The 12354-nt window shown below is 58.4% G+C and carries 10 protein-coding genes and 1 pseudogene; 4 read left to right on the forward strand and 7 right to left on the reverse strand.

Features of this window, described 5'->3' with window-relative positions:
• Positions 1 to 84: 84 nt before the first annotated feature.
• Positions 85 to 1176 carry a GGDEF domain-containing protein gene (locus tag V5738_RS15820; RefSeq protein ID WP_423821774.1) on the reverse strand — a complete coding sequence of 364 codons (1092 nt, stop codon included), beginning with the start codon at positions 1174 to 1176 and terminating at the stop codon, positions 85 to 87.
• A 329-nt stretch (positions 1177 to 1505) separates the two neighbouring features.
• Between V5738_RS15820 and V5738_RS15825 the strand changes: the two genes are divergently transcribed.
• Positions 1506 to 1736 carry a DUF3072 domain-containing protein gene (locus tag V5738_RS15825; protein WP_423821775.1) on the forward strand — a complete coding sequence of 77 codons (231 nt, stop codon included), beginning with the start codon at positions 1506 to 1508 and terminating at the stop codon, positions 1734 to 1736.
• A gap of 269 nt (positions 1737 to 2005) precedes the next feature.
• On the opposite strand, the gene V5738_RS15830 is transcribed toward V5738_RS15825, so the two are convergent.
• A complete protein-coding gene (locus V5738_RS15830) occupies positions 2006 to 2323 on the reverse strand; it encodes a hypothetical protein (protein WP_423821776.1) in 318 nt (105 codons plus the stop codon).
• A gap of 345 nt (positions 2324 to 2668) precedes the next feature.
• Here V5738_RS15830 and V5738_RS15835 point away from each other — a divergent pair, with 345 nt between their 5' ends.
• Complete coding sequence (locus tag V5738_RS15835; RefSeq protein WP_423821777.1) at positions 2669 to 3991, forward strand: DUF2254 domain-containing protein; 1323 nt, start codon at positions 2669 to 2671, stop codon at positions 3989 to 3991.
• 306 nt (positions 3992 to 4297) lie between these two features.
• Positions 4298 to 5239, forward strand: coding sequence for an oxygenase MpaB family protein (locus V5738_RS15840; protein ID WP_423821778.1), 942 nt, complete (start codon positions 4298 to 4300; stop codon positions 5237 to 5239).
• 48 nt (positions 5240 to 5287) lie between these two features.
• Here V5738_RS15840 and V5738_RS15845 read toward each other — a convergent pair.
• From V5738_RS15845 to poxB, 5 genes and pseudogenes are all read right to left on the reverse strand, one after another.
• Positions 5288 to 6006, reverse strand: a pseudogene (locus V5738_RS15845) (transposase).
• 359 nt (positions 6007 to 6365) lie between these two features.
• A complete protein-coding gene (locus V5738_RS15850; protein WP_423821779.1) occupies positions 6366 to 7160 on the reverse strand; it encodes a VRR-NUC domain-containing protein in 795 nt (264 codons plus the stop codon).
• Between the two features lie 84 nt (positions 7161 to 7244).
• Positions 7245 to 8972 carry an ATP-dependent nuclease gene (locus tag V5738_RS15855; RefSeq protein ID WP_423821780.1) on the reverse strand — a complete coding sequence of 576 codons (1728 nt, stop codon included), beginning with the start codon at positions 8970 to 8972 and terminating at the stop codon, positions 7245 to 7247.
• Positions 8973 to 9165: 193 nt separating this feature from the next.
• Complete coding sequence (locus V5738_RS15860; protein WP_423821781.1) at positions 9166 to 9528, reverse strand: hypothetical protein; 363 nt, start codon at positions 9526 to 9528, stop codon at positions 9166 to 9168.
• A gap of 287 nt (positions 9529 to 9815) precedes the next feature.
• The gene (gene poxB / locus V5738_RS15865) at positions 9816 to 11543 is read right to left on the reverse strand and encodes a ubiquinone-dependent pyruvate dehydrogenase (RefSeq protein ID WP_423821782.1); all 1728 of its coding nucleotides are present in this window, start codon (positions 11541 to 11543) and stop codon (positions 9816 to 9818) included.
• 204 nt (positions 11544 to 11747) lie between these two features.
• Between poxB and V5738_RS15870 the strand changes: the two genes are divergently transcribed.
• Entirely contained in the window at positions 11748 to 12332 is a 585-nt protein-coding gene (locus tag V5738_RS15870) for a TetR/AcrR family transcriptional regulator (RefSeq protein ID WP_423821783.1), read from the forward strand.
• Positions 12333 to 12354 lie beyond the last annotated feature (22 nt).

Raw genomic sequence — 12354 nt, forward strand, 5'->3', positions numbered from 1 at the left:
ACCCGTGCTATGTCGGGTCCAGCAAGCTATACCACAACTCTCGCCCAGCCATGAACGCGTCGGTGCTGCTCTCATGCATGCCGATCAAGCCGGCGACCGGCGCTCGGCCAAATAGCTATCCGCCACCACGGGGCCGGTCGTCGTGACCCGGTTTCGGCCGGCCATCTTGCTTTCGTACAGCGCCCGGTCGGCCTCGGCAAGCGCGTCTGCGAACGTCTTGTCCATCCCCACGGCCGCTACGCCGAGAGATAGCGTACAGAGCACGCTGTCCTGGGCGGCACGCCGCAACGGCTGCTGGGCCACGGTGCGGCATACGCGCTCGGCAAACTGCTCGGCCTCGCTCGCCTCTGTATTCGGCAGTAGGAACAGAAACTCTTCACCGCCCCAACGGGCCACTGCATCGCCGGCTCGACAGCATCGATCGAGAATCGCCCCGATATGCACCAACACCTGATCGCCGGCTTCGTGGCCGAACGTGTCGTTGATGTTCTTGAAGTAATCGATATCCGCGATCACCACCGCCAAGGGGCTCGATTCGCGCTCAGCCCGGCTTTGCTCCTTGCCTGCCAACTCAAGAAAATACCGGCGGTTGTAAAGGCCGGTGAGCGTATCGCGGGCCGCATACTCGCGCAGGCGTTGCTCGCTCTGGCGCACGCGCTGATAGAAAAAACGCGCCGTATAGCTGGCCATCATGAAAAAGACCAACACATTGAAAAGATTGAGCGCGACAAGCGCGTGATCGGCAATCGGTGACAATGGACCGGCTCGGGTCGCCACCAGATACAGCCCGACATAGAGCGTAAACAGTACACACAACGGCAGGAGAGTCAGCGCCAGATAGCCGCTCACCATAATCGCTGGAATGAACATCAGCAGGTAATAGTGAAAGCCCGCCCCCCAGCCCACGGCGAGCGTGCCAATCACCGCATGGCCCATGACCTCGATCCAGATCAGCAGCAACGCCAGATAATTGTACCGATATCGAAGTAGCAGATTCGCCAGCACATAGAGCGATACGCTCAGCACGTTGATCCATGCCAGATAGACCGGGCCGGACCATAAGAAAAACAAGAAAAAGACCACATCGACACACGCCGCAAGAACCGTAACGCGCCGTGTCATGAGCCAAAACGCAGCATGCGCGGACGTGCGGCGCGCATCCATCACGAGGTCCATCGTTTCTCCTTGTCGACTTCCGATCGACCTCTAAAGGCCATCAGCTCGGCAAATATCATACATCCGAAAGTCGAATAGGCAGCCAAGGGGGACGATCTTAGGCCAGGCGTGCTGCGCCGGCTTTGATCCCGATCATCGGGCCCGGTGCGCTTTTCTGGACAGTTGGTCGATTCCGCTATGTGCAAGCCTGTTGCCGATAACGACGTACGCGATCTGTGTATCGCAGGCCACAGCCTCGTTTGGCTACCTGAGGAGTAGTTCCTGAGTTGGCCGATGCATCCAGCCACGTCACTGTACGTATGTACAAAACCAACCGCTGGAGACGAATCATGGATGACAAGCCCGAAACCACCGCCAACTCGGCCGGAAACGACAACGCCGAAAAAGCACCGGAAAACTGGACCACCGGAGACGAAGCCATGACCGGCGCCCAGGCTTCTTATCTACAAACGCTTTGCGAAGAAGCCGGCGTAGAGTTCGACGACAGCCTCAGTAAAGCCGAAGCTTCCGAGCGCATCGACGCACTGCAGAACGAAACCGGGCGCGGGGACAACGGCTGAGCCCGGGTTTCCATCTCAGGGCCTGCGACCATACGCAAGCTCTGGGATGGCAATGCGAAGAGCCAAGCTTCTTCGCCAGTTCATAGGCTCGATGCGCTACCTGCTTGAGCGCAACGCCCACGACGCCTACCTAATAGACGGCTCCCGCGGACCACTCGAAACCCACCACAGTCTAAGCATCTCCAGCCTCGCTGTCGTCGGCCGCACCACGCAGGGCCTGCGCGCTGCAAGACCTGGCACGACTGGCCCGGCCGCGGCCGCCGAATGATTCAGCCGGCATAATCCAACGCCTCGCAATGATCGAGCAAGCGCCCTAGATCATCCAGAAGTTTGTCCAACTCTAGCGTCTGACCATCTCGCATGATGTCTTTGCCCAAGTCATCAGGAAACGGCGGCACTGATTGGATCATGCCAATCAACGGACCAATGGCTGCTGCTTCGCTATGGGCCGCATCTTCGCTCAGAGAGCCGAAATCGCCCGCGTCATGATGGGTCGCGCGGATTTTTTTAGCTAACGCACAAGCGTAAGCCGCCTTGCCCTGCCGAGAGACATCCAGCTTCGTAAAGCTATCACTGGCGAAAGCCATACTCGAATAACATAGGCACAAACCGAGCAAGGCAGAAGAAAATCCGGCGAGAACCCTCATATAGCCGCTTCAACCAATCATCAAACCAGCCTAAATCATAGCCCACCTCGAACAACACGCCCGACCGGGTATGGCACAAGCGTTACGACGCACGACATTCGAGCGGCTCCAAGGCTCGCCGAACCATCAGGCCAAGCGGCTGCAAGACGGCGACTGCATACAACAAGACCTGGCCGGCATTGTTCCAAGCCGGCGATCCGCTCGATACGCGGCTCGGCATGCGCCCAGTAACGTGGCCCTCATGTAGAGTGCCCCACCGCTCCCCAAACGTGGCAGCCGCGGTCTATGGCCAAACTCATCAAAATATGGAACGACCTGCGCAGCAGCTTCTGGTTCCTGCCCATGATCATGACAGTGATCGGCATGCTCCTATCGCTGGCGTTCACGCGGTTGGACATCGCGCTGGGCAACGACTGGGCACACACCCTGCCCTGGGTCTTGCAGATTCAGCCGGACGGAGCACGCGGGCTGCTCTCGACGGTCGCCGGTTCGATGATCGGGGTAGCCGGGGTGACGTTTTCGATCACCATCGCGTCGCTGGCCTATACCACGTCGATGCTCGGGCCGCGCCTGCTCACCAACTTCATGGACGACCTCGGCAACCAGTTCACCCTGGGCACGTTCTTGTCGACGTTCATCTATTGCCTGCTACTACTGCGCTCGATTCATTCGGGCGACGACCCGGGCGATGTATTCATCCCGTATCTCGCCCTGACCTTCGCGATGCTGCTCACACTAGCCAGCGTCGCGGTGCTGATCTACTTCATCCACCATGTCGTGACCTCGTTACATGTCTCGCAGGTGGTCGCCAATGTCGCCAGCGATCTGAACGCGGCACTGGCCGAAGACCAGCGTTATTCCCGGACGCTCAGCCACCAGCCGGCCGCCCATCTACCCAAGGATTTCGACGCCACCGCGGTCTCCGTCCGGGCCGGGCATGATGGCTACATTCAGAACCTGAGCTATGCGTCGCTCGTACAACAGGCCACGCAACACGATCTCGTGCTCAAACTCGAGCTCGAACCGGGAGATTTCGCCGGCGAAGGCCAGGCGCTGCTCCGGGCCTGGCCACCGACACATATCGATGAGCGCCTGAGCCGTCGACTGTATGGGGCCTACGCCCAGGGCCCACAGCGGACCAAGCCCCAGGATGTCCGGTTTCTGGTCAACGAACTGGTCGAGATCGCGGCCCGCGCGCTCTCGCCGTCGATGAACGATCCATATACCGCCATGAACTGCCTGGACTGGCTCTGCGCGGCGCTCAATCGGCTGGCCAAAGCCGACGTCGTGAGCATGCACCGGTTCGACGACAACGACGTCCTACGGCTCTATGCGCCGGCCTTCAATTTCGAGGCCCTGGCGCTGGCGATATTCGACCAGCTGCGCCCCTATTTCGCCGCCGACCGTAACGCGGCGCGCCATATGCTCGTCTGCATGGGCGAAGTGGCCGAATTCACGCGACGCTGCGAACAGCGCCGCTTGATGCGCGATCTGGCCGATGCGCTCTACGAAGCCACCTGGCCCAACCTGCCCACCGAGCGCGACCGCCAAATGATCGAGCACACGTTTGGCCAGACACAGCACCGGCTCGGTGAAATCGACGCCTAACGCCGACCATCCACGCCGGGCGCAATCCGAGCCGCGGTGATCGCCACCGGCGCAGCGTCGGTCTAGGCGCTGCTGTCGACGAGCCGATGGCGCGCCGGGCCCGGCCAGCATCTCCAGCCGTTTATGCGCCGGCACGCCCGCAAAAACAGCGGGTTAGCCGTCCGATCGCCGCCATTCGCAGTTGATGACACCGCAAGACCTGCCCGACTTTCTAAAAAAGTAGTCGGTCTCTGACAAGCGCAGTCATCATATCCGGTGACGTTGGCCCTGCCATATGCAAAAACACAAAGCGCCGGGAAGCGAATCATGAACCGCGTCTATTCCAGAAAATGGGGCGTGCGGCACAACCCGGCCGTACGCCAGGAAATCGACTCGCTCGATGCCGAAAACGATGCCCAGCGCATCGTCCACCTGCTCGCAGCCTACGAATTCGCCTGGGAATTCAACCGGGCGCTCGAAGTCGCGCTGTTCTATACCTACGGCAGCGAACCGGTATCCAAGCTGCTCGATCGCACCGCCGAGTTCGAAAAACACGGCCAGAAGCGATACGACGATACCGCGCTACTCATCGGCTATTTCATCGAATTCGGCTGGGACGGCGAGGTCGGACGCCGCGCCATCGAACGGATGAACCAGACCCACGCCCACTACCGCATCCACAACGACGAATTTCTGTTCGTGCTCTGGACCTTTATCGCCTTCCCCATCCGCTGGACCGAACGCTACGGCCGGCGGCCGATGACGCGCCACGAACAACAGGCCTGGTTCAACTTCTGGCGCGGCATCGGCGAACGCATGGGCATCCAAGATATTCCACGTTCAAAACCCGAATACGATGCCTGGACCCAGCGCTACGAAGCCAGAACGTTCGTGTATTCCGAAGCCAGCGCACGCGTTAGCGATGCCACGGTACGCATCATCGAAGGGTGGCTGCCAGGCATCCTGCGTTTCGGCGTCAAACCCATCGTCTGCTGTCTTATGCCACAACAATTTCTGGATGCCGTCGGTTATCCGCATCCACGCCCCTGGCTGCGCCACAGCGTTGAAGGCACGCTGCGGCTGGTCGGCGGCGTGCGGCGCATCTTCGCCATTGGGCGCTATCCAGGCGAAACCGCCAAGCGTAAGCAACGAACCTATCCGTCGGGCTACGCCATCGAAGAGATGGCGCCCGTCAATCTCAGCACGCGCGTACCACGACGCGGTGCTACGGCGGCGGGCCGGTCACGGCCCGAGAATTCCTCGCGATAACTCGGAACCCTCGCTCGGGAAGAGACCACTGTTGCCAGACCCCGCCTATCAACTAACCCGCTGGTGCTTCTTCGGCCGCCCTGCTTTGCCCGGTGTGACACGCCGGCCCAGCATTGCTTCCACTTCACTTTGAAAGCGCTCGGTACCCAGCGCATAGTTGCCGTTCGTCGCCGCTCGGGTTTGGTCGACGAGCCTAGGATCCAGCTCGTACCGAAAAAGCTCGCGGTATGCTCGCTGACGCCCGGCCGGGTCATGGCCCAGGTTTTCATACAGAGCGTGCGGCGTCACAAGCCGATTCGCCTCGCCTTGCGCGTTCGCCCGATAGCTTGACCATCGATACTCAGCCGGGTGTTCGACCATTCCCGCCCGCACGGGATTCATTTCGATGTAGCGATAGCCCCCCCCCCCCCAACACATACGCTTCTTCCTGGGTGAGGCAAGAACGAAAGCGCCCTTCCCAGAGCGTACCGCTACGCCGGTAGGTGCGGTTGCGGTTGCGGTTGATGTACTGAACATAGCGTTGACCCAGCCGCTTCATGAGTCGGCCCAGCCCGTCGATGGTTTTGGCGGTGAGCAACAGATGAACGTGGTTGGTCATTAATACATAAGCATGAACATGGCACGATTCGATCTTCGCGTACTCGTATAGTCATTCAAGATAGAACTGATAGTCGTCTTCACGCGAAGAAGCAGGTTTGCCGATTATTGCCACGCTGAATCATGTGGACTGGCACGTTCGGGAGCATTACGCGTGCTCGAGGCGGCATACTCTGCTCCTATGAGTGAGCTGTGATGCCAGCATAGTAAGAATCGTGGTCTGTCCCTTATTATTTCCGTGGGTCCCCCTATTTATTCAACGACTGCAGCCGGTACGATTTTCACGCATGCAACTGCCCGCTACGCTCTATCGGCCCCTAATAGCGATTCTTTAACTACATATGTATCGAATCGACTGGAAACCCACATTTTTCTATGCATCCCCTATTCTTTATTTATTGCCAGGCGATATACATATCACAAGACCTGACCCCACTGCCTTCGGGCGACGACCGCTTTTGCGACAGCAAAAATGGGCGGCGGGTCAAACGTCCGCTGCAACGATTTGTTAGATGCCCGCCACGGCCGATCATAACTTGGCAAGCTGCAATACCAGCAGCTTTCCAGGCAACAGCGGCTTCATCTTTGTCATGGTGATGATTTGACTCATATGCAGCTTATCCGTCGTTTTTACTTCTACCCAGAGCATGTCCTCGCCTTTGGCCAGTGTAAGGTCCGGCCAGCCTGCTCGGTACTGATACGGGTCTTCTGCTATGGCCCTGGTTATTTCGCGCAGAGCTTTGCCACCCAAGGCCGTGAATATAGAACCAATTGCTGCCTCAGTAAGCTCAGGATACGCTTCCTGGACCATTAGCGAACGATAGATTTCCCGAAATCCTCGAAGTACCGTATCGCGATCTGCTGCCTCAACCGCGGCTGCGATCTCGGAAATATGGCCTTCATGAATCTTGAGCTGGGCTTCGGTGAATCGACTACAGGCGTCTTCCCGTGAGCCGAACGGATTGAGGTTGGCGAATAGGTCCAGCGCAGCCGCACGTATCAAGAGCAGAACTGGGCCACCTTCGCAGTATCCGCCTTCGTAGCCTTTTTGCTTGTAGTGGCTCCACGCAGTTCGTTCAGGCTCATTTCCAAACTGCACCCCTTCGATTATTTCCAGCGAGATATCAAGCTGGGCGCATTGATCGGGAAGCTTCAGGCTTGCGACAGCATTCCGCCAACCTTCTAACGTGAGATCGCCGCTCTTCTCCATGAAGCCGCGTCGGACGAGAGCACTCAATGTACCCTTCTTTACCCGACTGGCATCGCCGCTCAACGCCTCTCTTAGCGCGGCCTTCATCTCGGCAGTCATCTTCTTTTCGGGCATCTAACGCCTAAGCTCAGTTGACCGCCCGAAGCGCGGCAGCGCTTCGGGCGGTCAACTGCAGCGACTGGTTGGGCGCATCGCCTACTAATGCTCAGCGCCGCTCTGCGATCCGTGCGTTTTAGTGTATTGGGTTGCACTATCAACGGCTCCGAAGCTTCCTTCGTGCACCTTTTCAACGAACGCTCGTAGCTCTTCCAGGCGACTGTCGGCAAGCGGAACAGTCGAAAGTAACTTCATTGCAAATTTCGGTCCATGAGAACCAATTTCCGGGCAAAAATTTTCGATCTCGCCAACGGGGACCAAGTAAATACCTATCTTCTCCAACTCGTCCCTTAGAGCTTCGTAATCTCGCTGCGCATCTCCTCTTGGAATACCACGCGAACCGTATTTTTTGACTTCGGCCCAAGGCTTCCCTTGCTTCATTGCCTCAATCACATCGCCTTTAGGCAGTCTTCCGTCCTCCGCCTGTTCAAGCAAGGCAACAATGTCCTCCTTGATCTGCGCAACTGTCTTGGGCTTTATCCCGCTTCGCACCGCCATCTCAACGCGTTGCCATAGGGGCTGTACCGTCTGCCATTGACCCCCAAAAGCATTCACCGTGGACTCAACCAGTTCGCGCTCAGACAAGAAGTCGATATCAAACACCGCCTTTACAGGAACACCTATTTTACGCAGTACAGCGGCAATTTTAGAGATGCCATGCTTTCCGCCGGTCGGTACGTATGCCGTATCTTTCCACTGCAAGTCCGAAACACTTGAAATATGATCCGCTACGGCATTGAGCAATCGACAATCACTATCATCTTCGCAAATTATGGTCTGTTCGTGAAAAACACCATCAAGTGCATTGGAGTAGCGGAGCTCGGGTTTTTCCCAAAGCTCTTTAATGACTAGCGGCTCGGCTTCAGAAACAATATTGATATCTTCCTCGCGCCGAATGCGTAATATCCGAACTTTTCCTTGAGTTCCCTCCAAAAAGCCACGCATGACGTCGCTACTATGCGTCGCTACTATTAATTGACCAACGACGTCGGACGATAATGTCTCACCTAACTTACGCATTTGAGGCGGGTGCAAAAATGCCTCTGGCTCGTCAATTAAGGTGATATCTCGATTAGCTACAACTGCTTCAAAAAGAATTCCGGCATAACTTTTCATGCCATCGCCTTGTTTGTCGAGCAGCGGTTTCTCTCTAACGGCGTTCACGTAGGCGTCGCCAACGCGATCAACTACTTCTCCGTTTGCCGGAGCCCCGCCCACATGAATAGGAAGCCTGCTACCTCCTCGAAAATCAAACATGATGTCCGCGCCAAATGCCCTGCGGAAAAGCGCACTAATTTTTGTCGTTAGCTCTTCATCGTCGTAAAGAACATGCTGAGGCTTTGACTTCTGGTCGCCGGGTGCAATGCTACTCTGCTGCTCGCAAATATTAAGCCTTTCATTTGCAGATATTCTCTTTATAAAGCCGCCGACAAGCTGATTTTTCAGATAGGGTTGATCCCATAAGCTCAAGTTACTTTCATGAACCGACCAATCCTCATATCGGTAGGATTGCGATTGATAATCCGCCTTAGCTTCTAGAAAATTTTTGAGATCGGTTGCGCTTCCCGACTTCTGAAGTTCTACCTCCGTCACTACGAAGGCTCGCTCTTTTTCCCCGTTCTGACATATGCCTAGAATTTCTCTCAATGCCTGAGATTTTCCGCTGTTATTTGGTCCAACGAGCAACACCTTATCTTCCGAGGAAAGCTCGAAACTTGATCCACCGGAGAAGTTGATTTTCGCTATCTTTGCGGTCGGCTTATCTGGCACGGGTACCACATCTATTTCTTGTATGATTCGCGGCTACTCTCTTGGAGATACCGAGATACGATTAGTTAACCATCGAGTCAGTAACGTAAGTGCGCGGGTTGTTACGCAACTACGGTATTTACTTCGGACCGGAATGACGCCCAACGCCAAGTAGACGACATATATCTAATACTAGATATATACCTATCCATATCTATATATCTCCCACGATCCGAGCCGTTAGCCCGAGCCTGGTCGCGACACCGTAGGGCAACACCCAAGCCCGCTCGACGGGCTGCCAACGGCCACCGGCTTGTCGCACTTGTTCACGAAGCTCACGTTCCCGGTAATCGATTTTGACGAGCACGGGCTCTTCGGCGGCCCGCCGCATCAAGTGCTGCTCGCGACTACTCGCCGGCTGCCAGGGCACGCTCTCTTCGATGAGTTCGACGGTTTTGTGGCGTAGACCGGCCTCGCTGTCGTAGCGATAACGCACACAGACCAGCCGCTCGCCATACTTTTGAACCCGTTGCTTGGTCCCGTTCTGGCCCGGCTTGAGATGTAGTCGAGTTTCCACAGGCGCCCCCTCGCCTTGGCATGGGGCGACATTAGCGTGATCTATTTGGTTATTGAAGCCAAAGACCGGGCTCGGCCGCGAGATGGCACGCTATCTATTTGCAAAATATGGATTTTCTAACGAACCGAATCCTCCGGATGGCAAAACGGGATTGCCCGGCGTGCGCTTTCGATCAGGGAGGGGAAATCGCAGCGCGCGTTCTAGGGAGAGGGGTATCGGAGTTTCGGCGAGGGTGGGCAGCGGAGCGTATCGCTACAGACACGCCCCGCCGCCTTTAGCCGTTCAACCTATCGCCGCCACCAGTTGGTCTTGCCCAGTTCCATCACTTCATCGCCCCGCCCGTTCATCACGGCGCGCAGCATGTAGAGCGAAAAGCCGCGGGCCTGTTCGGCCTCGATCTTGGGCGGCATGGACAGTTCCTGTTTGGCGGTACGTACGTCTACCAGCACCGGGCCGTCGTGGGCGAAGGCGTCTTCGAGAGCCCCATCGAGCGCGCTGGATGAGGTGACGCTGATGCCTTTGATGCCGAGCGATTCAGCCAGGCCGGCGTAGTCGACCCGTGGCAGATCGGTGGTGGAGTCGATATAGCCGGCGACTTTCATCTCCATGGCCACGAAGCCGAGTGTTTCGTTGTTGTAGACGACGATCTTCACAGGCAGTTTTTCGGCCGCCAGGGTGATGAGATCGCCCATGAGCATACTGATGCCGCCGTCGCCGGCCAGGGCCACGATCTGGCGCTCGGGGAAGGCCGCCTGCCAGCCGAGCGCGGCCGGCACGGCCACGGCCATGGAGCCGTGCATGAAGGAGCCGGTCAGCCGGCGCTGCTCGGTCATGCGGATATAGCGGGCAGCCCAGACGGTGGGCGTGCCGACGTCGGCGGTGAACACGGCATCCTCGGCGGCCAGGGCCGAGACCCGGGCGGTGAGGTACTGCGGATGCAGCGGTTCGCCGTCTTCGCGCGGGGTGGCGAGGTCGTCCAGGTTTTCGCGGGCCTTGCGGTAGTGTTCCTGGGAATCGTCCAGGAACTTGGTGTTGCTGTTTTCTTCGAGCTTCGGCAACAGCGCGGTGAGCGTGGCGCCGATATCGCCGACCAGGCCCATGGCGAGCGGCGAACGCCGGCCAAGGTGGCCGCCGCGGATATCGATCTGTACGACGTTGCCGTGGCCGGGGAAGAACTCCCGGTACGGGAAGTTGGTGCCCAGCATGATCAACAGATCGCAGCTTTCCATGGCGTGATAGCCGGAGGAAAACCCGATCAGCCCGGTCATGCCGACGTCATAGGGGTTGTTGTATTCCAGTGACTGCTTGCCACGCAGGGCATGCACGATCGGCGCTTTAAGGCGTTCGGCGAAGGCGATCACTTCGTCGTGATAGCCCTGGCAGCCATAGCCGCCGAGGATGGTGATCTTGCCGGCGTCGTTGATGAGCTTGGCGAGATCGTCCAGGGCGGACTCCGGCGGCACGACCGTCGGGCGTACCGGCGGCTGCCAGCGCACCGACTCGACCGGCGATTCGGCCAGCGCCACGTCGCCCGGCAGCACAATCACCGACACCGAGCGATTGACGATCGCACTGCTCATCGCGGCTTCCAGCACCTGCGGCATCTGGGCCGGGTTGGAAACCAGCTCGCAGTAGTCGCTGCATTCCTGGAACAGATTCTGCGGATGGGTTTCCTGGAAATAACCCAGCCCGACTTCGGAGGACGGAATCTGGGCGGCGATCGCGACCATCGGCACATTGGCCCGCTGGGCTTCGAACAGGCCGTTGATGAGATGCAGGTTGCCCGGCCCGCAGGAGCCGGCACAGACGGCCAGACCGTTTTGGGCATCGCCCTCGCCGGCGGCAGCCAGGGCGGCCACTTCTTCGTGGCGGGTACCGACCCACTGGATCTCGTCGCGCTTGCGCAGGGCTTCGGTAAAGCCGTTGAGCGAATCGCCCGGGACGCCCCAGACGTTTTTTACGCCGGCCTGGATCAACAGGTCGGCAAGGGTATCGGCAATGGTGGGTTTGGCCATAAGGGTCTCGATGGGCAGACCGGCGCTGGGCCGGCCATCAAAAGCAATGGGCCAATCTTACACCTGCTGTCTTGGGGCCAATCGATCGCTATCGGATAGCCACAAAGCCTCAAATATTTTTCGAATTAATTTGACTGAATATTCAGTCAAGGCTATAAACAGAGCATCGATATCGACACCGGCGCCATCAATCGCCGGCCTGCTATGACCAACCAAGACTCAATCGACGACACCCAAACCAAGATCGTACGCGCCGCGGCCCGCTGCCTGGCCCAGCGCGGGGTACGCGGCCTACGCATGACCGACATCGGTCGCGAGGCCGGCGTGTCCTCGGGCCTGCTCTACTACCACTTCGCCGACCGCGATGGCCTGCTGGCGGCGACGCTCGCGCACGTCAACGCTACCGCGGCCGCCGAGCGTGGTGCGGTCGCCCCCGATGCCCGGACCGCACTGATCGACAACCTGGTCGACGAGATCGCCGACGAGCCGGAAGTTCGCGAACACGCCATTGCTTGGCAGGAAATCACCGCCTCGGCGGTGTTCGACGAGACCCTGGCCGCCCATCTCGCCGATTCCACTGGCCAGTGGCAGCAGCGTATCGCCAATACCCTAAGGGCGACCGATCCGGAGGATATGGCCGAGCATGCCGCCTCGAACGCCGCCGAGCGCGCAATCATCGTGACCGCCCTGGTCGACGGCTTCAGCCAGCGCTGGCTGACCGGCCGGCTGACCACCGACCAAGCCCGCGAGCTGCTGCGTACTGCGCTGATTGCCCAGATCGGTAGCTAGTTCGGCAGCTAAAACCACTTTC

The organism is Salinisphaera sp. SPP-AMP-43 (assembly GCF_049568105.1).
Classification (GTDB): domain Bacteria; phylum Pseudomonadota; class Gammaproteobacteria; order Nevskiales; family Salinisphaeraceae; genus Salinisphaera.

What these genes read in the sequence shown, in the direction of transcription:
- V5738_RS15820 (WP_423821774.1), bottom strand. Translation starts at nt 1,176, where the DNA reads ATGGACCTCGTGATGGATGCGCGCCGCACGTCCGCGCATGCTGCGTTT.
- V5738_RS15825 (WP_423821775.1), top strand. Translation starts at nt 1,506, where the DNA reads ATGGATGACAAGCCCGAAACCACCGCCAACTCGGCCGGAAACGACAAC.
- V5738_RS15830 (WP_423821776.1), bottom strand. Translation starts at nt 2,323, where the DNA reads ATGGCTTTCGCCAGTGATAGCTTTACGAAGCTGGATGTCTCTCGGCAG.
- V5738_RS15835 (WP_423821777.1), top strand. Translation starts at nt 2,669, where the DNA reads ATGGCCAAACTCATCAAAATATGGAACGACCTGCGCAGCAGCTTCTGG.
- V5738_RS15840 (WP_423821778.1), top strand. Translation starts at nt 4,298, where the DNA reads ATGAACCGCGTCTATTCCAGAAAATGGGGCGTGCGGCACAACCCGGCC.
- V5738_RS15850 (WP_423821779.1), bottom strand. Translation starts at nt 7,160, where the DNA reads ATGCCCGAAAAGAAGATGACTGCCGAGATGAAGGCCGCGCTAAGAGAG.
- poxB (WP_423821782.1), bottom strand. Translation starts at nt 11,543, where the DNA reads ATGGCCAAACCCACCATTGCCGATACCCTTGCCGACCTGTTGATCCAG.
- V5738_RS15870 (WP_423821783.1), top strand. Translation starts at nt 11,748, where the DNA reads ATGACCAACCAAGACTCAATCGACGACACCCAAACCAAGATCGTACGC.